General features: G+C 35.6%; 24 protein-coding genes and 3 tRNA genes. 16 read left to right on the top strand and 11 right to left on the bottom strand.

Translation table 11 applies throughout. The features are described from left to right. The 4 genes from ACY651_RS11330 to ACY651_RS11315 all read left to right on the top strand — a co-directional run. A partial coding sequence (locus ACY651_RS11330) for an aminotransferase class V-fold PLP-dependent enzyme (RefSeq protein ID WP_462252758.1) occupies positions 1 to 346 on the top strand: 346 nt, incomplete at its 5' end. A 205-nt stretch (positions 347 to 551) separates the two neighbouring features. Next, positions 552 to 1,544, top strand: coding sequence for an NERD domain-containing protein (locus tag ACY651_RS11325; protein WP_462252756.1), 993 nt, complete (start codon positions 552 to 554; stop codon positions 1,542 to 1,544). A gap of 200 nt (positions 1,545 to 1,744) precedes the next feature. Further along, positions 1,745 to 2,410, top strand: a complete 666-nt coding sequence (locus ACY651_RS11320; RefSeq protein WP_462252754.1) for a DinB family protein — start codon at positions 1,745 to 1,747, stop codon at positions 2,408 to 2,410. A gap of 360 nt (positions 2,411 to 2,770) precedes the next feature. After that, on the top strand, positions 2,771 to 3,913 hold the full coding sequence (locus tag ACY651_RS11315; RefSeq protein ID WP_462252752.1) for a hypothetical protein: 1,143 nt from the start codon (positions 2,771 to 2,773) through the stop codon (positions 3,911 to 3,913). 235 nt (positions 3,914 to 4,148) lie between these two features. Here the strand turns inward: ACY651_RS11315 and ACY651_RS11310 are convergent, their stop codons facing one another. Continuing rightward, on the bottom strand, positions 4,149 to 4,616 hold the full coding sequence (locus ACY651_RS11310; protein WP_462252750.1) for a ferritin-like domain-containing protein: 468 nt from the start codon (positions 4,614 to 4,616) through the stop codon (positions 4,149 to 4,151). A 299-nt stretch (positions 4,617 to 4,915) separates the two neighbouring features. Here ACY651_RS11310 and ACY651_RS11305 point away from each other — a divergent pair, with 299 nt between their 5' ends. Further along, positions 4,916 to 5,281, top strand: a complete 366-nt coding sequence (locus tag ACY651_RS11305; RefSeq protein ID WP_462252748.1) for a transposase — start codon at positions 4,916 to 4,918, stop codon at positions 5,279 to 5,281. Between the two features lie 231 nt (positions 5,282 to 5,512). Here the strand turns inward: ACY651_RS11305 and plsX are convergent, their stop codons facing one another. From plsX to ACY651_RS11290, 3 genes are all read right to left on the bottom strand, one after another. Continuing rightward, the gene (plsX, locus tag ACY651_RS11300; RefSeq protein WP_462252746.1) at positions 5,513 to 6,454 is read right to left on the bottom strand and encodes a phosphate acyltransferase PlsX; all 942 of its coding nucleotides are present in this window, start codon (positions 6,452 to 6,454) and stop codon (positions 5,513 to 5,515) included. 149 nt (positions 6,455 to 6,603) lie between these two features. Further along, positions 6,604 to 6,798 carry a 50S ribosomal protein L32 gene (gene rpmF, locus ACY651_RS11295; RefSeq protein WP_430989508.1) on the bottom strand — a complete coding sequence of 65 codons (195 nt, stop codon included), beginning with the start codon at positions 6,796 to 6,798 and terminating at the stop codon, positions 6,604 to 6,606. 88 nt (positions 6,799 to 6,886) lie between these two features. Next, the gene (locus ACY651_RS11290) at positions 6,887 to 7,447 is read right to left on the bottom strand and encodes a YceD family protein (protein WP_462252744.1); all 561 of its coding nucleotides are present in this window, start codon (positions 7,445 to 7,447) and stop codon (positions 6,887 to 6,889) included. 180 nt (positions 7,448 to 7,627) lie between these two features. Here ACY651_RS11290 and ACY651_RS11285 point away from each other — a divergent pair, with 180 nt between their 5' ends. Then, positions 7,628 to 8,722 carry a DUF3810 domain-containing protein gene (locus ACY651_RS11285; RefSeq protein WP_462252742.1) on the top strand — a complete coding sequence of 365 codons (1,095 nt, stop codon included), beginning with the start codon at positions 7,628 to 7,630 and terminating at the stop codon, positions 8,720 to 8,722. Between the two features lie 43 nt (positions 8,723 to 8,765). Beyond that, positions 8,766 to 9,224: a TspO/MBR family protein gene (locus tag ACY651_RS11280; protein WP_462252740.1), complete on the top strand. Its 459-nt coding sequence runs from the start codon at positions 8,766 to 8,768 to the stop codon at positions 9,222 to 9,224. A 40-nt stretch (positions 9,225 to 9,264) separates the two neighbouring features. Here ACY651_RS11280 and dcd read toward each other — a convergent pair whose 3' ends face one another. Then, a complete protein-coding gene (gene dcd, locus ACY651_RS11275; RefSeq protein WP_462252738.1) occupies positions 9,265 to 9,801 on the bottom strand; it encodes a dCTP deaminase in 537 nt (178 codons plus the stop codon). 105 nt (positions 9,802 to 9,906) lie between these two features. Between dcd and ACY651_RS11270 the strand changes: the two genes are divergently transcribed. Continuing rightward, positions 9,907 to 10,521, top strand: a complete 615-nt coding sequence (locus ACY651_RS11270; RefSeq protein ID WP_462252736.1) for a 4'-phosphopantetheinyl transferase family protein — start codon at positions 9,907 to 9,909, stop codon at positions 10,519 to 10,521. Here the strand turns inward: ACY651_RS11270 and ACY651_RS11265 are convergent. After that, a complete protein-coding gene (locus tag ACY651_RS11265) occupies positions 10,507 to 11,580 on the bottom strand; it encodes a zinc-dependent peptidase (protein WP_462252734.1) in 1,074 nt (357 codons plus the stop codon). The genes ACY651_RS11270 and ACY651_RS11265 overlap by 15 nt on opposite strands. A gap of 8 nt (positions 11,581 to 11,588) precedes the next feature. Then, the gene (locus ACY651_RS11260) at positions 11,589 to 12,740 is read right to left on the bottom strand and encodes a DUF2130 domain-containing protein (protein WP_462252732.1); all 1,152 of its coding nucleotides are present in this window, start codon (positions 12,738 to 12,740) and stop codon (positions 11,589 to 11,591) included. Between the two features lie 247 nt (positions 12,741 to 12,987). On the opposite strand from ACY651_RS11260, the gene ACY651_RS11255 reads away from it, so the two are divergent. Continuing rightward, complete coding sequence (locus ACY651_RS11255; protein ID WP_462252730.1) at positions 12,988 to 15,108, top strand: DUF4331 family protein; 2,121 nt, start codon at positions 12,988 to 12,990, stop codon at positions 15,106 to 15,108. A 105-nt stretch (positions 15,109 to 15,213) separates the two neighbouring features. Here ACY651_RS11255 and ACY651_RS11250 read toward each other — a convergent pair. After that, positions 15,214 to 15,297 (bottom strand) — tRNA-Leu (locus ACY651_RS11250). Between the two features lie 138 nt (positions 15,298 to 15,435). Next, positions 15,436 to 16,596, bottom strand: a complete 1,161-nt coding sequence (locus tag ACY651_RS11245; RefSeq protein WP_462252728.1) for a sensor histidine kinase — start codon at positions 16,594 to 16,596, stop codon at positions 15,436 to 15,438. Positions 16,597 to 16,951: 355 nt separating this feature from the next. Between ACY651_RS11245 and ACY651_RS11240 the strand changes: the two genes are divergently transcribed. The 7 genes from ACY651_RS11240 (at position 16,952) to ACY651_RS11210 (ending at position 21,315) form a co-directional block, all read left to right on the top strand. Beyond that, entirely contained in the window at positions 16,952 to 17,977 is a 1,026-nt protein-coding gene (locus tag ACY651_RS11240; RefSeq protein ID WP_462252726.1) for a glycosyltransferase family 2 protein, read from the top strand. A 48-nt stretch (positions 17,978 to 18,025) separates the two neighbouring features. Beyond that, positions 18,026 to 18,229: a hypothetical protein gene (locus tag ACY651_RS11235; RefSeq protein WP_462220668.1), complete on the top strand. Its 204-nt coding sequence runs from the start codon at positions 18,026 to 18,028 to the stop codon at positions 18,227 to 18,229. A gap of 128 nt (positions 18,230 to 18,357) precedes the next feature. Continuing rightward, positions 18,358 to 18,430, top strand: a tRNA-Gly gene (locus ACY651_RS11230). A 73-nt stretch (positions 18,431 to 18,503) separates the two neighbouring features. After that, positions 18,504 to 18,589 (top strand) — tRNA-Leu (locus ACY651_RS11225). 359 nt (positions 18,590 to 18,948) lie between these two features. Next, the gene (locus tag ACY651_RS11220) at positions 18,949 to 19,533 is read left to right on the top strand and encodes a hypothetical protein (protein WP_462252724.1); all 585 of its coding nucleotides are present in this window, start codon (positions 18,949 to 18,951) and stop codon (positions 19,531 to 19,533) included. Then, positions 19,533 to 20,297: a hypothetical protein gene (locus ACY651_RS11215; protein ID WP_462252722.1), complete on the top strand. Its 765-nt coding sequence runs from the start codon at positions 19,533 to 19,535 to the stop codon at positions 20,295 to 20,297. Before ACY651_RS11220 ends, ACY651_RS11215 begins: the two co-directional genes overlap by 1 nt. A 130-nt stretch (positions 20,298 to 20,427) precedes the next feature. Then, positions 20,428 to 21,315 (top strand): DUF4062 domain-containing protein, encoded by an 888-nt coding sequence (locus tag ACY651_RS11210; RefSeq protein WP_462252720.1) that lies wholly within the window; start codon positions 20,428 to 20,430, stop codon positions 21,313 to 21,315. Between the two features lie 311 nt (positions 21,316 to 21,626). Here ACY651_RS11210 and ACY651_RS11205 read toward each other — a convergent pair whose 3' ends face one another. Both ACY651_RS11205 and ACY651_RS11200 read right to left on the bottom strand, forming a co-directional pair. Continuing rightward, on the bottom strand, positions 21,627 to 21,980 hold the full coding sequence (locus tag ACY651_RS11205) for a hypothetical protein (protein ID WP_462252718.1): 354 nt from the start codon (positions 21,978 to 21,980) through the stop codon (positions 21,627 to 21,629). Continuing rightward, positions 21,977 to 22,882, bottom strand: a complete 906-nt coding sequence (locus ACY651_RS11200) for a rolling circle replication-associated protein (protein ID WP_462252716.1) — start codon at positions 22,880 to 22,882, stop codon at positions 21,977 to 21,979. The genes ACY651_RS11205 and ACY651_RS11200 overlap by 4 nt, the downstream gene beginning before the upstream one ends. Positions 22,883 to 23,071 lie beyond the last annotated feature (189 nt).

Genomic DNA, 23,071 nt, shown 5'->3' with positions numbered 1-23,071 from the left:
CAGCGCCTCAATTGGTACACTCAAGTACTACATGATGGACGAATTGAAAAAAAATATTGCTGGTGTAGCCTTCAACGGCGATGTGCTGGGCAGTAGTTTATACACCGTACTAAGTGCAAGTTTTCCTAAAACAGAAAAGAGTGAAATGCTTTTGTTTAGCCTGGACATTAATAATATTTGTGCCAGCGGCGGCAGCGCCTGTACCAGTGGCGCCGACCAGGGCAGCCATGTTATCCGTGCCGTCAACAATAATCCAAATCAAGTAACGGTGCGTTTTAGTTTTTGTAAGCATAATACAAAGGCGGAGGTAGATGCGGTGGTGGAGAAATTGAAGAGTTTGGTATAAATTTATCTTTTTTATAAAATTGAATGCCTGTTCTTTTTTGGGACGGGCATTTGTTTTTCATGGCATCATCGTTGTGTCACTCACTTTGAGGGTATATCTTTGTTGAGCTTTTAACGAAGTGAAGGTGTTGACGAATCTCTTCTGAGACACCAGCCAAGACAGAGGAAAAATTGATTAATACAAAGAAGGATATTGAACATGAACAATGAGAATTAAAAAAATTCTATTAGCAACTATTCTGACAGTTTCTTCACTAATTTCATTTGCAACTGACTATTGCATTGCAACGACAGTTTTAAATGTAAGAACTGGAGAGGGAGCAGAATATTCTATTTCCTTTACTTTACAAAAAGGAGAAGAGGTTGAGGTTTTATCAAAAAATGGTAATTGGTATAGAATTAAGTATTTGGGAGAGTCTGGTTATGTCAATTCAAAATATTTAAAATATAGTAGAACTATATCTGACACAGGATTACACATGCCTCAACAAATAGTATTATACCTTCTCAAAGGGGTATTCATTAGCTTCGCTCTCTTTATTGTTTTCTTTTTCTTTAGAAAAACACGAGATAAAAAATTACTCAAAACCGTTACGGAATTATATAGAGGTATAAAGTCGGAAAGAGATTTAGTATTAAAACTTCTGAAATCCGGAATGCCTGCACATGTAATTTTTCATGATCTATATGTAAAAAAACACAAAGGTGATTTTTCTCAAATTGATTTAGTTATTGTTACTAACGTTGGGATTATTGTATTTGAAGTAAAAGATTACAGTGGTTGGATTTTTGGCAGTGGAAATCAATCGCAATGGACTCAAGTATTAGCTTATGGCAAACAAAAATATCGTTTCTATAATCCAATAATGCAAAACAATAAACATGTTACAGAATTAAGAAAACAACTAGTACAATTTGGTAATATCCCATTTTTTTCAATTGTGGTGTTCTACGGGAATTGTGTATTGAAAGAGATAAATTTTGTGCCCAATGGAACATTTCTTGTAAAATCAGAAAGGGTTTTAGATGTAGTAAAAATCATTTTGAAAGAAAATAAATCAGTTCATTATAATAACAATGTAGTCGAAGTATTTCAAGTTTTAAAAGAAGCAGTGATAAATGGAGGAATTATAGAGAATCAAATTCGGCATAAAGAGAATATTAAGGATATGCTGGGTAAGCATAGAATATTTGATTAAACAAAATTTCCGCCACTATGGGTAAACCGCTTCAATCTTCGCCGTTGCCAGGTTTTTAACCATCAACGTACCCAGCGCAACAAAATAAAAAATGTTGCCATAAAATCTAATGTCACCCCTCGCTGCCACAGGTATTAAATTTTAGTATATTTATGTGCGCTAATATAACCGCAAGTTATACTTCATAAAACATACAGCACATGAAAAAAATTAGTCACACAAACCGCAGAGGCTTTATTAAATCCACTGCAATTATCACTTCTGCCACACTTGGCCTGTCACTTCTTCCCAATATTAGCAATGCACATCCACTGCCTGCTGATGAACGGGATAATGTAATTGGCCCCCGAGAAGGATTTGCTCCGCAAATTGGAACGCTGCTGTCTATGATGACATGGATGCGTACAGCAATACTGCGCCCTGTAAAAGATATGACCGTAGAGCAACTGGATTATGTGCATGATAAAAACTCCAATTCAATTGGTGCCATGCTGCTGCATTTAGCAGCAACAGAACGCTTTTATCAAATACACACTTTTGAAGGCAAAAAATGGGGCAACTGGAGTGAACAGGATAAACAACGGTTTGATACCGCTATGAACTTGGGTGAGAATGGCAGAAAAACATTAAAGGGCAATACCCTGGATTTTTATTTAAGCGCTTTAAAAGAAGTAAGGGATAATACGATTAAAGAATTTAAAAACAGGGATGACAAATGGTTATTGTCGGTTGACGAAAGCTGGTTTTGGGGACCAACCAATAACTACTGTAAATGGTTTCATGTTTGCGAACATGAGTCGAACCACAACGGACAAATTAAGTACATAAAAAGCAGGTTGCCGGGTGCCAAACCAGGTAACGATTAGTTTTTTTTCGCAGCTGTGGATAATCCGCTTCAATCTTCGCCGTTGCTTGGTTTTTAACAGCAACGTATGTAGTGTAACAAAATAAATTGTTGCCTAAAAATCTAATGTCACCCTTTCGGGGTTTTGCAATTTTATCTTTCAATAATTTTTCTATAGTAATACCATCCCTTTGGGATTTTTAAGCCTGAAAGGCTGACATTAATATAGAAGTGAAACAGCAGCAGTTAGCAAAACCCCGAAGGGGTGGCATTTTTGCCGTTTGCTTTTTAAGCAACGACGTATCAAGTACAGAGTTTTCATATTTATTAATAGGTTTGTTGAATTTAAACAATCCTGCATCTTAGAGATAAATTGCAACTTATGAGATCAATGCTTATCAGTTCGTTCCATTTAATAATGCTTATTGCCTGTAACAATCAAAAGGAAGCAGTAAACAAAAATGTAATTGATGTGGTTGATACACAAATGGCAGAACTGAAAAAAGAACCCCCAATAGCCATTAAAGATTCTATCAGGTTATTAAATTTCTGGAACCGGTTTCGTGAACTTCTTATAAAGAATGACACGAATGAAATCATTAAGTTATCATTAAAAAATGTTTATTGCCCTGTTTATCAAAACAATTTTAATTACTACCGTGATAACAAATTAGTACCGCTCTATTTTTTCTTAAATGCGCCGTACAGGGATAATTATATTACTGCATTTACATCTTACTTAAACAAAGACACTCCAGTAGTTTTTGCAGGCAAATTAGATAGCACAGAAATAGTAAATATTGATTTTCAAAACAATAAAGAAGTAGAAAGTTATTCTCTATACTTTCGTACCAAAGAAATTATAAAAAATTACACCGTCTATAGAAGCCACAGTTTTGAATTCATTAAAAATAATGGCAGTTTTAAATTTATGGGTTTAAAGGTTGACGAGAATGGAAGTCAGTACCAATATAAACTGATGCCATCTAATAATTTGTATTTTCCCTTAAACAGAAAAGGGCAGAATTCAATTACAAACTTTAATTCATTAGATACGTCACTCAACAAATGGTATTCGAAAGATTTACTGGATATGAAAGAGCCCAATATCTACACTTTCAAAGGCGATGATGAGATCTATCGTTTTACATGGCTAAGATCTTTTCATAATCCTGTTGCAATAAGATTTCAAAAACACAATAATACCTATATACTATTCACAAAAGAATTATTAGATTACCGAGGTTACATTCCTCAAGAAATTAAAGTAAATACGGAAGAAGAAATGACTTTTGAAGAATGGGAAAAATTTAAAAGTAAAATAAAATATCTAAACTTTTGGGAAACTGTGCCAAACGATCCTTTCCCAAAGCCAAATGATGGTGCTGAATGGATCCTGGAGGGCTTTTTCAAAAACAAATATCATTTCATTGTAAGAACCTCACCGGAAGATAAAGATTTCAGAGACTGTTGCAAATATTTATTATCTCTTACCAAACTCAACATACCTGCGAACGATCAATAGTAAATCCAGTCTACGCTGTGGTAAAAGTTCCCCAATGGTATGCGGTTGAACCGAGCGTGGCAATCCCGTATGTACGGGACCATAGTAAACAAATGCTGGTAACAAAAAAATGCCTGGGCAATTATGCAGAAATTAGCCTTGTGGCAAATTTTTAAAGAGGCGATCTTAAAACAAAATTTTAAAACCGCCTCTTTATTTTGCAGTAGAAATGCGCCAGGTGCCTGCCAGCTAAAAATCACTTTACACTTTCATGTATATCTCTGAATTTTTTTATTACATCATGCGAAGTTTTTAAACTGTCTTTTTGATCCATGATAAGCTGCCTTGTTTCAGCATCAATTTCTGCATCGGTATGTAATGCATCGTTATAGGCTTTTTGTGCTGCATCTTCGCCAAATTCGCAAGATTCTAAAATGGATTGCCTGTCGGAACCGGTGAAAGTATTTTTTACATCCATCCAAACCCGGTACACTTTACCTGATAAAGTAGTGTCGGTTGCTACAGTTCCGCCGAGCTGAATAATTGTATCACTCAACTCTTTTACGTAATCACGGCTTTCGTTTGCCATTTTTAAAAAAATGGCTCTTAAATCAATATCTGCAGTATTAGTTTCGTCCGCTGCTTTTTCGTATCCTGTAACTCTGTCATTGTTAATCTTAATAAGATCATTCAATGTTTCGGTAAGTTTTTCGTTGTTATTCATGTCTTTTTAATTTTAATAAAAGAGACAAAAAAACATGCCATTAATTTTTATAGCTGTGCTGCTAAAATTTTGTGGAAAATGATGCCCATAAATTAAAGTGTGAGTAGGAAATGGGATGATTTGCGTGGGAATAATGATTCGTTGTAGGAATTCGCCTGTGGCGAATTCCATGAGAACATGCCACAGGCATGTTCCTACACAGGCGTGTTCCTACATTTAGGCGGTAAAATTATTTCGTTTTCCCTGGTATGCTATCTATTATTTTTTTATTTTTGAATCAGCTCCAGCAAAATTCTTTGATGTATAAAAAGCATAAACAATACCGCCTTTTTAATTTCGATTATTCGCAGGATGGCTATTATTTTATAACCATTGTTACTAAAGACAGGGAACATTTTTTTGGCGAAATTGTCAACCGGCAAATGATTTATACTCCTATTGGCGAATATGCAAAAAACAATATCTTAAAATTTTATGCGGATGAAATTTTAGATAACCCTTATCAAAACAATCCGCTTTTTATAAATAACACCAGCTCTGTTATTGGTATTACTAAATGGAGTATTTTACCCAATCACATTCATTTAATTATTGAAATCATTAATAAAGAAGTTAAAGAATACACCACTATTACAGGATTATCCCCTTATCAAAAGGTTCGCTAAGCTCCTTCGCCAATCATTTTAAAGGCAATATAAAGAAGTGGTGCAATGAAAATAATTTCCCGGATTTTAACTGGCAAAGCAGGTTTCACGACAGGGTAATCAGGAATAGCGGCGAGTATGAACGGATAGCAAAATATATTGAAACCAATGTATTAAATTGGGGTGATGATGATTTGGCGTAGGAATTCGCCTTGCGGCGAATTCTGTAAGAACATGCCGCAAGGCGTGTTCCTACGCAATAAAACTGTCCTTCATCTTTGCAAGCAAATCAGTTTCAATCATGCGCTGTGCAATGCGTATCATATTCTTAAATGCCGTGGCGTGAGAAATGCCGTGGCCAATAATTACAGGTTTGGCAACGCCAAGTACGGGTACGCCGCCGTACTGTTCAAAATTAAAACGGTCAAAATGTTCGTCGTGTATGTTGCGGCGTTGTACAATATCATAAATACTTTCTGCTAATTTCAGCACTACGTTTCCGGTAAAGCCTTCACAAACCAATACATCGGCTTTGTTGAGCAAAATATCACGGCCTTCAATATTGCCAATAAAATTCAGTTGTTTGTTTTCTTTTAATAATGGATAAGTGGCTTGTGCTAAAAGATTACCCTTTCCTTCTTCTTCACCCAAATTTATCAAGCCAACTTTAGGGTTACTAAAATTTAAAATGTGCTGTGCAAATAAAGAACCCAGCACGGCAAACTGGTTTAAGTTTTCGGGTTTGCAATCGGCGTTTAATCCTACATCTACCAATAAACCCAAGCTACCATCCTCACGTGGTATGTAGGCGCCAATGGTAGGCCGCAATACACCTTCAATGGCTTTAATGCTAAACAGTGATCCCACCATCATTGCACCGGTATTGCCAGCACTTATGAATGCATCTGTTTTACCTGTTGCCAGCAATTGAAAACCTACGGCAATGGAAGAATCTTTTTTTTCTTTTAAAGCTTTGGTGGGGTGTTCGTTCATTTCAATTACCTGGCTGGTATGAACGATGGTATATTTATCTGCAGCAATGGGATGTGCAGTGATATGCGTTTTAATTTGTGCTTCGTCGCCAATTAATGTAAGTTGAACACCGACAGTATCAGCGGCTAAAAATTCTGCAACTCCTTTTACAGCTTCCAGTGGCGCAAAGTCGCCACCCATCATATCAAGTGCTATATTCATTTCAATTGCTTTTATGGTAAGGTGTTCTTCTGCAAGCCAAGATTGTACTTATGACTTTACAGAAAAACAATAGGTTCCTTTAAATAAAAATTCTAAACACCAAATCCGTAAACGAATGTAGAGTTTAGAATGCAAAGTTGAAAATATAATTAGGCTTTTAGCGGCGCTTTCTCAGCTACTAACTTTCCTTTATAAAATAATTTTCCTTCACTTACATGAGCACGATGACGTACATGTGTTTCGCCGGTTGTTTTATCAACACTTAAAGTAGTTTCTACCGCTTTGTAATGCGTTCTTCTTTTTGCACTGCGTTGCTGACTATGGCGCCTTTTTGGATTTGGCATGATGTATAATTTTTATTTTTATGTTGATTGCAGGTGGTTGGCCGTTGTTCATTTTGCTGTTTGAGGCAAATGAACTACTTCCAAACCCCTAATTACTTTTTCTCTTCTTACTTACTTTAAACTGTTCTAATCCTTTCCATATCTGGTTACTGTTTTCTTCCTGCTGCTTTACTTCCATCAGCCTCAGTTTTTCCAGCACTTCTTTGTTACAAAGCGGCCCGCCTTTTTCTTCTTCGCTGCAGGTTTTTTGTATTGGAAAACTCAGCAGCACAAATTCGTATATCCAGTTGCCCACATCAATATGGCTTTCTGTTTTGGAAATGTAAAAAACGTCAGGGTCTTCTTCCTGTCCATTCATCTCCTCCGGGTTTTCTACCAGTTTTACCAGCATATTAAATTCGTCCCAAATATCCATTGGCAGTGCGTTTCCGCATCGGTCGCAGGTAACATTTGCTTTACCGCCAATTTCAAACTTCAGCAGCATAAAGCTGCTTTTTTTATCTAAACTAAGTTTGATGTTGGCGTTGCAGTTGGTAAAATCTGTAACTCCTTTTTCAGCAAAGAACTTATCATCCACTTCGTAATCAAACTCATGAATCCCGGGTTTCAATCCCACAAAAGCTATCTCAAATGCCCGTTTATTAGCCATTACGGATGGTTTAAAGGACGGCAAAGGTAGGGTAAAATTTATGATTTTTGATAGTCGATTAGAGATTTATTACTCAAAATTCTACGTTTAAGCCCTTTAATGCAGCTTTTGCCAGAAATCTCCTGTAAAATTGGAGCTAATTCTTTAAATATGTTGGCGAAAAACTAATTTTAACGCTGTATGAGCAGAAAAAAATTTTGGATAAGCCTGGTTATTTTGATGGCATTGGCCATTTTTATTAAAGTGTACAGCACCAATGATTACTGGGTAGAGCATAATTATGCCTTGGGGTTTTACCCTGCGATTGCCTCGTTTTTCCGGATAATTTTTGGCTGGCTGCCTTTTAGCATTGGCGATTTTTTATACGGTGCAGCTGTACTTTGGGTTATAATAAAATTGGTAAGAGGTATAAAGGCCCTGGTAAAAAAAAGAGTAACAACACAAAGCTTTTTAAACGGATTAAAAAAAATGGTGCTGATCGTTTTAACCATTTATGTTACGTTCAATATTTTTTGGGGCATTAATTATAACCGGCAGGGCATTGCCATACAGTTGAATTTAAAAAAAGATTCGGTTAGTTTTGACGACCTTAAAGAAGTTACCAATTTGCTTATTGAAAAACTGAATGCTTCAAAAAAATATCTGCTTAATAATAAAATCAGCTATCCTTCCAATAAAGATTTATTTAAAAAAGTTGAAAACGCTTATGCTAAATCAAAACAACAATTTTCTTTTTTAGATTACAACCATGTTTCTGTTAAATCTTCTATGTGGGGATGGCTGGGAAATTACACAGGCTTTACAGGTTATTACAATCCGTTTACCGGCGAAGCACAGGTTAATACAAGCGTACCAAAATTTTTACAGCCCTTTGTTACCTGCCACGAAGTTGCTCATCAATTAGGTTATGCAAAAGAAGATGAAGCCAATAGTGTAGGATATTTAGCGGCACTAAATTCCGGCGACAGTTTGCTTTTATATTCCACTTATTTTGATCTGTACAATTATACCAGCAGGCAATTGTTTATTCAATCTTTTTTGCGGAAGGATACTGTAACCCCTAAACAATTTTCATTGCTGCTGATACCCGAAGTAAAAGCCGACATAAAAGAAATGAGGGCCTTTTTCCAAAAGCATCGTAATCCCTTTGGACCGCTGGTAAGAAAAGGCTATGGCTTTTATCTTAAAAATAATAACCAGCCAAAAGGCATGCAATCTTACGATGATGTAACAGGTTTTTTAATTGCTTATTATAAAAAATTTGGTACAATTTAAACCAGACTGTTAAACTTATTTTTATTTATACTGTTGTAAAAAAATGAAATTATTTATAGCAATACTAATTCCACTTTTAGTTGGCGGTACTGCAGGTTTTTTTACAGCTTCGGGAGTAGATGGCTGGTATGCTGTTGCCAACAAACCCTGGTTTAATCCACCCAACTGGATTTTTGCACCGGTATGGACAACCCTTTACATCATGATGGGTATTGCATTATTTTTAGTTTGGAAAAGCGACGCAGATAAAACAGTAAAGCAAACAGCTATCATTTTATTTGCAGTACAATTAACAATAAACTTTTTTTGGTCGCTTATATTTTTTAAAATGCAGCAACCAGGCTGGGCCTTTGCAGAAATTATTGCTATGTGGTTAATGATTTTACTAACCATTATTTGGTTCGGAAAAATCTCATCAACTGCAGCGTGGCTTTTGGTGCCTTATATTTGTTGGGTAAGTTTTGCTTCGGTATTGAACTATGCTATTTGGAAATTGAATTAGCAATTTAGTCATCTGTGGTCACTCGTCCGTAGTCTGACGGCTAAAATTTATTCTTCCACATCATACTCTCCACTGGTTTATTAATTTGGCCGCTGTATTTTGCGTTTTTCTTTTCGTTGTATTTTACTTCAATTTCACCATCCACCGGAAAATAAATTAACTGGCCAATCGGCATTCCCTTATACACTCTTACGGGTTGCTTTACCGAAATTTCTAAAGTCCAGTTGCCGCAAAAACCCACATCACCTTTACCTGCAGTGGCATGTATGTCAATACCCAAACGGCCGGTGCTTGACTTACCTTCTAAAAAAGGAACATGGGCATGTGTTTCGGTATATTCTTCGGTAACACCCAAATAAAATTCGTGTGGTTGCAGCACATAACCTTCATCAGGAATTTCAAAATGTTCGATCCTGTTATGTTTTTTTGCATCTAATTCTTTATCAATATAACGGGCCAGGTCTTTTCCTAAATGCACATCATAACTGTTACTCCCCAAATCTCCCCTGTTATAAGGCACAATTTTAATAGTGCCTTTCTCTATTTCTTCTAAAATCCTGGTATCGCTTAAAATCATAAATGGTTGATTGGTTAATTCGTTTATTGGTTAATTTGTGCCGAAAATTATTTCTTTCGCAAATATTCAATCAAAAATCTGCAATCAAAAATCTAAAATCGTTTTATGCCGTTGGTTTATCAACAAAATATTAACGCAGTAACTAAAATGGGTGTTTGGCATATTGCCGAAACAGAAGATTTTTTTAAAACCGTGCCATTGCAAAAAGAAATTACACATCCGCACAAACGATTACAGCATTTGGCCGGCCGGTTTTTATTAAAAGATTTGTATCCTGATTTTCCTTTATCCTTAATAAAAATTGCCGATACCCGTAAACCATTTTTAGAAGATGAAGCTTATCATTTTTCCATATCGCATTGCAGAGATTATGCAGCAGTTTTAATAAGTAAAGAATTAAGGGCAGGTGTAGATATAGAAATGGTGAATGAAAAAATTGACCGCATCATCCCTAAATTTTTAACTGCAGAAGAATGTTTTTTATTTCCCGAAGGAGAAATAAAAAAAACGGCTACCCTTTTTTGGAGTGTAAAAGAAAGTGTGTACAAGTGGCAGGGCACTGGTGGAACAGATTTTAAAAAACATATCCGTATAGAAAAATTCACCGGTAATTTAGAAGAAGGTGTGGTGCATTGCGTATTTAAAAATCAAACCAAATTGCAGGTGCATTATCTTTTTTTTAGTAATAATTTTTTAACCTGGGTGTTAAGTGATCACTGAGGCAATTTTATTTGCAGGGTCCTGGTTAAGCAAAAATTTTAGTGTTTCGTACAACTGTGGGTAATGCGATTTCATAGCAGCCGGCTTTTCAAAAAATATCTCCACACTCTCTGCCCAAAACTCCTGGAAATTTTTTACGGCATATTCAGAATACAATCCGCCTTCAACAGTTTTTTCTGTGTGATAAGCTTTATTACCATCGCTTATAAAACCATTGTATAAATTCCTGAAATTTTTATCTGCATTTTCTTCCACCACAAATGTTTGATAATATAATGCATGGGCAAGTTCGTGCAGACCAACATTTTGGCCATCATCGGGTATAGCATAACCTTCTAAAAAATGTTTCCACGATAAATTAATGGCGTGGCCAGAAACATTACCCTCTAAAAAACAAATACTGTTTTGCACTCTCATAAACTCCCGTGGATATACATGAATAAATTCAAAATTAGGCAACAGGTATTTTTTTAAACCAAACGTAAGCTGTATTGCAGCAGCACTTATTAATACCGGCATTTCTTTATAGCCTTTATTATCGTGAATTTTAAAAACTTTATGTGCAATAAAATTTTGCACCCGTTCAATAAATCTTGTTTTTTGTATTGCAGAAAGATCATTAAAATAAGCGAAGCGCTTGGTAAGTATTGCGGTTAATTCTTTACCGGTAAAATTTAATTCATCGCCATAATAGGTTAAATGAGCAGCGCCTTTTTTGGAATAACTTTTCGGTAAGTCAGCTGTAGAAAAATCATCAGATTCATTTTCATCTCCATTGCTGATATTTCTTTTGATGCGGATTAAAACAAAAATAAAAATAGCAATAAATGCAATGACCATTGTTACATCCGGTGTATAATGCTCTTCTTTTTCAGGTTGATTATTGATTACCCGGTCTGCGGTTTTTAAAAGTTCTTTTACATCAGGAAAGCTATCTATCCCTGGAGGCAATTCGTTTTTCTTTAAATAAATATCAATATCCTTTCCTCCCGGTACTTTATAAGTAACAATGGTATTTTTTTCATTAGGCGGAATATGGTACGTTGTATCAAAGGGCATAAAAAAAATTAATCTTCCTTATCGTCGTAATCACCATCAAGCAAAGGAATATCGCTGACAGAAGCACCTGCAATTCCTTTTACACTGCCGTACATTCCACTGGTGCTTATTAAAACTTTTTCTAATTGTTTTTCTCTTTCCTTCCAAAGTTTTTCCATCTGTATGCGTTCTTTCATTATGCTTTGTTTCATTGCCATAAACCCTTCTACAATGGCTTCCATTTGCCCCCTGAATTCGTTGCCGGTTAAATAATCGTACAGCATCTTCATTTTATCGCCTTTACCCTCCTGGGCTTTTTGTGTTTCAAACACCTTTATTATTCCAGAGCGTAATAAATATGAAACGCTGCTTACTTCACTAAAATTGCATACCCAAACACCATCTTTTTCGCCAAATTTATCCATATCCTTAGGAAAAACCTGCGACACCAAAATAGCCACATCGCTGCCACTGGTACGTTTATCTGTTTTTAATTTATCTATCCAGCTGTTGCTCCATGCTTTGGTACGTTTACTTTCATAAATAATTCTGCCGCAAACCACGCCGCTGTTATTGCGTACCAATTGTATGCAATCGGCACCTTCTACACCTTTGCCCACTTCTTCAATAATATCAAAAGGGAAATTTTCTTTTAATATTTGTTCCAATAAAGTTTCCTGGCTTTCGCCCTGCAGTTGCATACTCCCCTGTTCTATCTTACGTTTCATTTCTTCTATTAATTTTTGCTGCTGTTCCATTTGCAGCTTATACTCTTTTGTTTTAAGATCAAACAATTCCTGCTCTCTTTTAATGGTGCTTTCTTCAATCTCTTTCCGCTTTTCTAAAAAACGTTTTTCAATTTCCACTTCTAAATTCTTCTGTTTTTCTTCCAGTGCATTTTTATCTCTTAATAAATCCAGTTCTTTCTTTTGCAGATCCTGCAGCTGTTGTGTTTTTATCCGGGCTTCTTCTTCCAGCGATTTTAATTTTGCCGCAATTTCTTCACCTGCCTTTTTAATTGCATCATTTACCAGTACAGTTTTTTGTTTATCAAATTCTTCTTCTTTCTTTTTTTGCCAGTCAATCATTTTACCACGTAGTTCTTTCTCTACCTCGTTCTTAAGGCTTTCATTTAATTCAAACTGGTGGCCGCAATTGGGGCATTTTACTTCGGTTGCCATTAATTATTTTTTTACAAGATAAGAAGTTGTTGCAAAACAGGGCAACACAATTGAGTTTTAGCCGCTGTTTCCCAAAATTTAGAAGACTAATAAAAAATAAAAAGTTTTTTTTAAAAAGTTAAATCCAAGCCAAACCTTTCTGTCGTAATTGTTACGCATGCTAATTCTCCCCCTGTAAAAGCTAATCGCTTTTTTCCCCTTTCAACTTCCAAAGGAAAATTTTACACAATTCAAAATTTTAAAATTTATGAAACGGAAAATTTACGCAGCAGTTATGCTGCTGGCCATGCTTGTAAACACCTTTCCCGTATGGGCATCCAGCCACAGAGAAGCTCCCTTAATTGCCGATGATCCATTGGCAGATAACACAGATGTGTATGCCTTTAAAAGTCCGGATAACCCAAACAAAATTATCCTTATTGCCAATTACATTCCTTTTCAGTTGCCCCAGGGCGGCCCGAACTTCTATCACTTTGGCGAAAATGTGCGCTACGAAATTCATATAGATAATAACATTGCCACAAGCGGCGATGATATTATTTATCGTTTTACATTTAGCCGGAAAAATGAAGATCCCACTACATTTTTTAATATCCGTTTAGGTAAAGAAAATGTTAAAACTACTTATACACTTGAAAGGAGTATGAATGGAGGGGGGAGCTTCAGTAAGATAATAACAAACGGAACTGTGCCTCCGCCCAACATTGGCGAAAGGTCAATCAGTACAAGTGTTGGATTAAATGCTGGGGGTTATGAAACACTGTTGAATAATGCCATTAAAACAGCAAGCACCGGCGAAAAAGTTTATTGTGGTCCCGTTGATGATCCGTTCTTTGTGGATTTAGGTGGCATTTTTGATTTAGGCGATGCCCCACGCCTTGGGCCTACAAAATCGGAAGACGGCTTGAAATGTATTAATGTTTCTTCCATTGTTCTGGAAGTGGATGTAAGTACATTACAAAAGGATCGTAAATCAGTAAGGCAGGCAAAAAATATTCTTGATCCAAATTTTGTTATTGGTGTATGGGCTTCTGCAAGCAGGCAAAAATTTACCACATTAAGGGAAATTTCTCAAAATCCTGATAATACTGGTGAGGGTGATAACCGTTATGTAACATATGACGGACCCTGGATACAGGTTTCAAGATTGGGAATGCCATTAACCAACGAAGCGGTTATCCCTATTGGCGATAAAAATCTTTGGAACAGGTTAACGCCCTACCAGGATCTTTCCCGGTTAAATAAATTCGGCAATTATTTTTATAATCCCGAGCTGGCATTGTATATGGATGAAGCACAATTTGGACCTGCTGTACCTGCCTTTAGTCAATTAAGAGTTCAAAAAAATTCTTTAGGGCAGTTTGGTTTTGGTAACGGACAAAATGGTTTATTTGGATTAAAAGGTAATCCTGCATTAAATGGTACCGCTTTAAGCGAAGCTAATTTTGGCGGCTTATTATTACCAGGTGCCAACAAACCACGTTCGGTTGATTTGTGGCCCATATTTCATACTGGCGTTCCTAATTTAGCGCCTTATCAACTGGCAACAGGTAAAGCGGGAGGCAACCCTCTTGCAGTTGGTAAACCTTTTATCAGTAATTTTCTTCCTAATGGAGGCGATATGCTGCGCCTGAATATGGCGGTACCGGCTACCGAACGTGACTCACCTGATTTTAGTTCGGAAGGTTTAGTTCAGGCGGCAGTGTTAGGATTGCTTGATCCGAGGTATAATACTAATAAAGACATACAGTTTATTCCAAACATGGATGGGTTCCCTAATGGAAGAAGGCTGGAAGATGATGTAACAAGAATAGAACTGCAGGCTGTTAGCGGTGTGGTATTAGCAGCCATTGGTTTGTGGTACGATGATTATCAACCAGGAGGAAGCCCTGTTACCCCGAAGCTTTTAAATGTGTTGGGCTACACAACAAATGTTGAGGCCAATGATACTGTTTTCAGGCGCTCATTTCCATTTGTACAAACACCCTGGGCTGGTACCCGTAATTGTGATTGCAAAACAGCAGCAACAACTACCAGCAGACCTGTACAAAACAGTATTTACAATCAACCTAATTTCAACAAAGGTTTTAGTTCGTTGTTAGCCGCTCCTGATATGGTGGCAAAAACATCGCCTAACCCTTTTGTGGAGAATACTACCATACAATACCAATTAAAAACCACTGCACAGGTAACAGTTGCAGTGTATGATGCACAGGGTAAAGAGGTAAAAGTATTGGTTAATAAAAAACAACCTGCAGGAAGCTATACCGAAACCTTTAATGGTAAGGGGCTTGGCGCAGGAATGTATTTTGTAAAAATTATTAAAGATGGCGAGGTTAAGCAAACGCTTAAAATAATAAAAGAATAACCAGTAAAACATAAAAGGGATTGCATTACAGATTTTATAAATTGTATTTGCAATCCCTTTTTTTATTAATAAAAAAGCGAAGTAAAAAACTTCGCTCTATAAAAGTGACCGAGACTGGATTCGAACCAGCACGCCGTTTCCAGCGCCACCACCTCAAGGTGGTGCGTCTACCAATTTCGCCACCCGGCCAGATTTAGGGATTGCAAATTTAACTGTAAAGTTTATAACTGGCAAAGCTTAATCAAAATCATTTAATTATTCAGACTAAAAAAACTCTTTAGCAAATAAGTGAATTAATTTGTGAAATTAGTATAACCTGTGTCCCAGTTATTTTTTTAGAACAATTCTAAACGTGGTTCCTTTACCAGGCTCACTATTTTTTACAAACAATTCGCCTTTGTGGTATTGCTCAATAATTCTTTTAGATAAACTTAATCCTAAACCCCAGCCACGTTTTTTTGTGGTAAAGCCCGGTTTAAAAACTTTAGCTATATTTTGAGAACTGATGCCTTTGCCACTGTCTTTTACGTCAATTATTATGTTGGCTGCTTCGTTTTTTATATTGATGCCAATACTGCCTTTTCCATCCATGGCATCTAATGCATTTTTTAATAAATTTTCAATTACCCAGTCAAATAACGGGGCGTTTATCATGGCAATAATTTCCGTTTCGTTAAAACTGTTGATGCTGAAATTTACTTTGTCGGTAGCCCTGCGTTTTATATACGCCACCATATCTTCAATTTGAATTACAATATTTTTTTCTTCTAACTGTGGTGTGCTGCCAATTTTGCCAAAGCGGTCGCTTACCAATTTAAGGCGGTCCACATCTTTAGCCATTTCATTGGCAATTTTTTCGCTTTGCGGATTATCTTTCAGCATTTCTACCCAACCCTGCAAAGATGAAAGTGGCGTACCCAATTGATGTGCTGTTTCTTTTGCCATACCGGCCCACACCTGGTTTTGTGTAGATTTATTTCGGGTAGATACAGTTATTAAAGTAATGATGATAAACAATGCAACAATGATAAGTTGTACAATAGGATAGTAACGCACTTCTTTTAATAAAGCAGAATCACCATAATAATATTTGTTGATGTATAAAGGATCTTTACTTATCTCTACAGTTATCGGCTCGTGCTGGTTTTTAAATTCTTCAATTTTATTTTTTAAATAATTGCTATCCGATTTTACTTTGTTGGAATCTAAATTGGAATAATCGTTTGGCCCGAGAGGAATATCTTTTTCGTTGGTGCCAATAATAGGTATTGCTGTATTTTCTGCTGTGATGGTGTTGGTAAGTTCTATTGCTGATGGTTCGGTACTGTTGCCCCTTGTTTTTAAAGCCTGCACCCACACATTTACTTTTTTTCTTTCGTCGGCAGCAATTTTTTTAGACAAATAATTGGAATAGAATACCGTGCCACTAACAATTGCAATGGCAATTATGGCCAATGCAGTACGCCAGTTTATAAATTGTGAAAGCATAAGTAAAAATAAGGAATTAGGAATTAGGAATTTGTCTGCAGGCAAGCAGGGTGCATTTCAAATTGTAGCTAAAGCATCAAGCCTGGCAGCAAATTTTAACGCAGAGAAAATGAGAAAAGGAGTTATCGCAGAGATTCTCAGCGCAAACTCTGGCATCTCATTTTCTCTGCGTTAAAAAAAATATTGCGACAATTTGAAATGCCCCAGACAGGCAGGTTTGGTATTAGGTGTGAAGTATTAGCTATGAAAATGTATTATGTTTGTGCAAAACATAATTAAAGTTCACCAATGGTATGCGGTTGAAAGGATTGCGACGCAACGATGATGCCATGGAAAATCTAAGCTGGTATAAAAAATGCAAACCCCATCTGTAGCAATTGTTATTTTAAACTGGAACGGAAGAAAATTTTTAGAACAATTTCTTCCTTCGGTGATGGCATCGGTGTATGATAATAAAAAAATTATTGTGGCTGATAATGCATCAACAGATGATTCGGTTATTTTTTTACAGCAGCAGTATCCGCAAATAGAAATTTTACAAAACAGCAGCAACGAAGGTTTTGCAAAAGGATATAACACTGCATTAAAAAAAGTGCAAAGCGATTATTATGTTTTATTAAACAGCGATGTAGAAGTTTCTCCCAATTGGATAAACCCTGTTATTGATTTAATGGAAAGCGATGCCGCTATTGCTGCCTGCCAGCCCAAATTATTAGCGTACCACGATAAAAATAAATTTGAATATGCCGGTGCAAGCGGTGGATGGATAGATGAATTTGGTTACCCATTTACGAGGGGCCGTGTGTTTGATGTTTGCGAAACTGATAACGGCCAATATGATGAACCCCAACAATGTTTTTGGGCAAGTGGTGCTGCATTATTTGTTAAATCAAAAATTTATCATGCAATGGGCGGACTGGATGAATATTTTTTTGCACACCAGGAAGAAATTGATTTTTGCTGGCGGCTGCAAAGGGCGGGCTATAAAGTTTATGTGCAGCCGGCATCGGTAGTGTATCATGTGGGTGGTGGTACTTTACCAAAAGGCAACAGTAGAAAAACTTACCTCAACTTTAGAAATAATTTAATTATGCTGGCTAAAAATTTTTCTTTGGCAGCAGCATTATGGAAAATTCCTTTTAGAATGGCATTGGATGCTGTGGCCGCATGGAAAAGTTTATTAGGCGGCGATGGCGGCTATTATATTGCTATTTTAAAAGCACATATTGATTTTTTTAAATGGTTGTTTGTAATAAAAAAACAACGGACTTTACCTGCAAAAAAAGATGTGCAATTGAGTGGATGTTACAATGGATCGGTGGTGTGGCAATATTTTATAAAAAAGAAAAAAACGTTTTTAGAAATTGTTAATAATAAATAAGTTTTTTTAACAGTTACGCCTTATTTTTGCACTGCAAATTTTTAATACATGGCACACGAAATTATTGACAACTCTGATAAGGATTTTACGCATAACTGGGTGTCTTCGTCACGTTTTATCTGGTTTTGCCAGGTTTTTTTAGTGGTGGCTTTGGTTTTGGGAGGTTGTTATAATTTATACACCCACCGTTACAAAGGAAAACCGGAGGTAAAGGTGCCGGAAAATACCCTGTACAATCCTAAATACAAATAAAAATTTTTGTTGTAGCAATACAACCCTTATTTTTGCCGTCCGAAAAAACGGTACTGTACTTTGAAGCTCCAGCTTCAAAACAAAAGTAAAAAAGTTCTTAACATGGAAGCTGGAGCTTTCAGATACAAGCGGAAGTAGCTCATTTGGTAGAGCACGACCTTGCCAAGGTCGGGGTGGCCGGTTCGAGCCCGGTCTTCCGCTCAAAAAATTATCCTGACATTTTTGTTGGGATTTTTTTTCTATACCAGATTCTCTTTTTTTAGAGAATAAATACACTCGGGTGGTGGAACTGGTAGACACGCAGGACTTAAAATCCTGTTTACAGTAATGTAAGTGTGGGTTCAACTCCCATCCCGAGTACTTAACAACCAATAAAAGCCTTGACAGTATTGACTTTCAGGGCTTTTTTGTTTTTTGGTGGGCGGTACAGTGGGCGTTTTAGATTAATTTAAAATGTGTCCTACAGTTCTAATCCTGTTCTGGGCACTTGCCATAACTTAAAAGACTTTATGTTATAGACTTGCAGGGCTGTTTTATTTCATTGGGGGACATTTTAGGTGAGATTTTTTTTAAAAAATCGAAGGTGGGATTTAATACGCTTTCAATCTTTTTCATTAGACTAATTTAAATGTACTATATTCAAATTGTTGTTAATTCATAATGAATATTTGTATATTTACTGATGTGTCTTAAATGCACATTGGTTTAAAAACATAAATATGAATAAGAAAATTACCGAACACGATGCGTTAAGAGGAATAGATGATTTTTTTGGAGGACTATCTACAGAAGAAAGACAGAGGGTTTTTGATTGGATTGTTTTGAAATATAAGATTCAAAGTACAACAAATATACAATCTGCAACTTCCCCAAATTTAGGAAGTGCTAATCCTTTGGGGGCAAACATCACCGGGAGTAATACTTCTGGAATACCGGTTACTACTTCAATAAAAGATTTTTTGGTTCAGAAAAAGCCACACGATAACGCTGAAAAAATTGCATGTATTGTTTATTTTTTAGAAAAGGTTCAAGGTTTAGATGGAGTTAAAAATATGGATATAATACAAGGAAATAAAGATGGAAGGCAACCTTCCTTTTCAAATGCATCTGTCTTTATAAATCATGCTATAAGTAGACAACATTTTTTAACCTCTATTGGTGGCAGTAAAAAAGCACTATCTGCTAAAGGGGAAGCTATTGTTAATGCCCTACCAGAAAGAGAAGCTGTAAGTAAAGCATTAGCAGAGCATGCAAGCAAAAAAAAGACTGCAAAAAAATCAACTAAAAAGAAAAAGGCTAAATAGTGAGTCTAAATATTATTAAAACTGTTTTAATCTCTCGATTCCCATCCCAACTTGTTGATGAATTACTTGATTGCTATCAAGAGCAAAAAAGAAATTATTTCTTAGGCAATCATAGACCTACAGAGGTTGAAGGCGGTAGGTTTTCAGAAGCAGCCTTTCGAATGTGCGAACATCTTGCAGGGTTTAGTATTACCCAAATTGGAAAACAACTTGATACTGATGGCTTGATAAGAAAATTGCAAGGGTTAGCAACCACATTTCCTGACTCTTTACGAATACATATACCTCGTACTTTGAGGGTTGTTTATGATATAAGAAATAAGAGAGATGCGGCACATTTAGCAGATGGTATTGACCCAAATTTGCAAGATTCAAGTTTTGTGTTTGCTTCTCTAGATTGGGTCTTAGCCGAATTTATTCGATTGTCAGGAGGGATTACAGCAGACAAGGCTTATGAACTAATTAAAGCAATTACTATAAACGCAATCCCTGTTGTTGAGGACTTTAATGGTTTTTTAAAGACTTTAAATCCTAAATTAAAAGTTTCAGAAATAATTTTACTATTATTATATCATTGCGGCTCAAATGGTGCTGCAATTGAACAATTATCTTTATGGGTTAAACCGCTGCAAAGAAAAAATCTAAAAGCTACACTTTTGAGAATGGAGCATGAAAAAGATTTAATTGTAAAACAAAAGGATAAGTTTAATATAACAAGATTGGGCATACTTGAAATACAATCAAATAATCTGGTAGAAATATAAACTCAATAACCTTAGTTTATAATGTTGAATTTTTCAATGATAAATCCATCTTCATACTTAATACACTTCTTAGTTGACGAGGATATCCTAAGTCTTTTTTTATTAAAAGTCATTAAACTATAAAATTGCTATGAAGGATAAAAAGTTGCAAGTATTCGTTTCTTCTACTTATACTGATTTAATAAAAGAACGTCAGGCAGCTGTAGAAGCCATTCTGTCGTCAGGGAACATACCTGCAGGTATGGAGTTATTTTCAGCAGGAGATGAATCGCAAATGACAGTTATAGAAAGATGGATTGATGAATCGGATATATATCTATTGATTCTTGGAGGAAGATACGGTAGTATCGATATTAAAACAGGGAAGAGCTATACCCAATTAGAATATGAGTATGCTATGGAAAAAAATAAACCTTTATTTTCCGTGGTAATAAATAACAGTATAATAGAGGAAAGAGTAAAGAAAATGGGATTAGTTGCAATCGAGCAGCATAATCCAAAAGCATTAGAATTATTTAGAAGTAGTGTGTTAAAAAATCTTGTAAAATTTTGGGACGATACAAAAGATATTAAGATAGCAATTCATGAGACATTGTCTGAGTTTGGTTATAGAAAGGAATTGATAGGGTGGATAAGAGGGGATAATTCAGTAGATACAACAATTCTTGCTGAACAAATAGCAAGACTAACAAAAGAAAATTTTGAATTGACAAGTAAATTAAGTAACCCTGAAACGAATTCTAATTCTCTTTATGCAGGATTATCTTTTAGCCAACTTGAAGGCCTGTTAAAAGAAGAAGGTATTGAAATTTCTCAAAAGAAAATTAATTTATTGGATTTCATGATTACAAATGGAGCATCGTTAGCTAGAAATATTTCTTCAGCTATTTTCAATAGAGAAGGGATTAATAAACTAATGAAGTATAGGTTAATTGAGAGTGACGATATGGGGCGGGTTAAATTTACAGAAGCTGGACATAGTTTTTATTTAAAATGTATTGTAGCATCAAAATCTTAGGCTGAAATTGTCATTATAGAGAACAATAAAATTAAATCTCTAGTTGATAATATTTTCATTCTAAGCGATTAAAACTACAAAGTTGTTAATGTAATCTTTATATCTAAAAAAGAGGCTTACGCCTCTCTTCTAATCTCCAAGCAATTTGTAAACCTTGCAAGGTTCACAGTAAATTAAAAAATGTTTATCTTTTTCATACCAGTGAAAGTTAAATTTTTCATTTTCCGGCAATTGTTCAAACTCTATAATCTTTGCGTTCAGCCGGCATGGTTCGCAAACCCTGCATTGTTCGTTTAGTGCTTTTATTGCATTCATAGTAAATCATTGGTTTTGGATTGATTAAAATTGCGTTTCTTCCATTCGATATATTCTAAAGCTTTCGGGGTAAAATTGAAGCCTTCCACACCCCCATCTTTTCTATATAATTCGGTATTTAGAATTAATAGTTTCATGAAGTCGAAAAAGCCAATATGCCTTGATAGCATTACTAACAGGGTACCAAATAAATCTTCTGTCAATCCGCTATGATGAATTTTACTTACTTTTTGTTTATCAGTATAGACAGTAAAAAAAGTAGGCGCATTTTTTAATTCCTGTAAAAGTGTTTCTTTATGTATGTCATCCATTTCAATAATGGACATTCTTACTCTGTTAAATAAACTCATAATGTTTCTTTTATTTTTTCTGATGATTCTGGATTATTCCAAAACTGTTTATTCTTATTATCTACTTTACTGTAAAAATTGATTGTAACCCTGTTTAAGGGTATTACATTTACGTTTGCATAATCTTGTTTGTAAGTTTTAATTGTGCCGCCTAATTGGCCTGCAGCTTCTAATCGTTCAAACTGGTGTATGAATTCCAAGCCCGAATAATGACCAGTGTAGAGCCTGGAGATTTTCTTTGAGCAGTTCCACACCTGGCAGCCAAACTCACTTTCATTTTTTGTAACGTAGCTTGTTAGGTAATTGATAATTCCTTTTACATTGTTGGAACTAACATGCTTTACATTGAAAGCTGATGTAGGTTTAAAACTTGCATCCCTCGGAACTATTCCAAACTTTGCTTGTAATTGAATCCAGTACGGCCACCATTTATCAATCTTCCAAAACTTGTTATTGATAATGTGAAAGTGGATGTTGTCTTTAAATGCTTCATTTTGGGTTTGTTTTTCAGCTACCCATAAGTATTGAAAATCTTTGCTTCGCTTAACACAATTATCAAGGAATTTATGAAGCACTTTTACGGCAAGTGAATCTTCCACCTTATTTACAAATGTTAGTGTTAGAAAGGAAAGATTTTTATGTACTCTTGAAAAAGCAATTATTTTTACCCTTATCTTTGATTTTGTACGCCTTGACATAGAACGAAGTTTTTTTACTTCATCCTTTTTTGTTTCTTCAAAATCTAATGGCTTAGAAATGAGTTGTTCTAATTCATCTTTATACTTCTTTGTGTATTTCTTTCTATCCATTGAAGAACCTGCAAGCTTTCCCATAGAAGAAAGATTTGCCACTTTTGGATGTATCACGGAACTGATTCCGTAAGTGTTTTTTACTAAATACATGACAATCCTCCTTTTGATTTAAGCGTCGTAATCGTTGCGGTATTATTAAAATCATTAGTAAAGGTTGATTGATGCGGATTTTTATTAAAGGTTAAAAAAAAATAAAGGATTATTGCGAAGGGCAATAAGGTTAGAAAGTAAGGGATAATGTTATTGGGATAAAATCTTTTTAGATATTTACCCGTTCTG

The organism is Ferruginibacter sp., from assembly GCF_031391665.1.
In the GTDB taxonomy this organism is placed as follows: domain Bacteria; phylum Bacteroidota; class Bacteroidia; order Chitinophagales; family Chitinophagaceae; genus Ferruginibacter.
The sequence above is the reverse complement of the archived record's forward strand: the minus strand, read 5'-3'. Positions and strand labels throughout refer to the sequence as shown.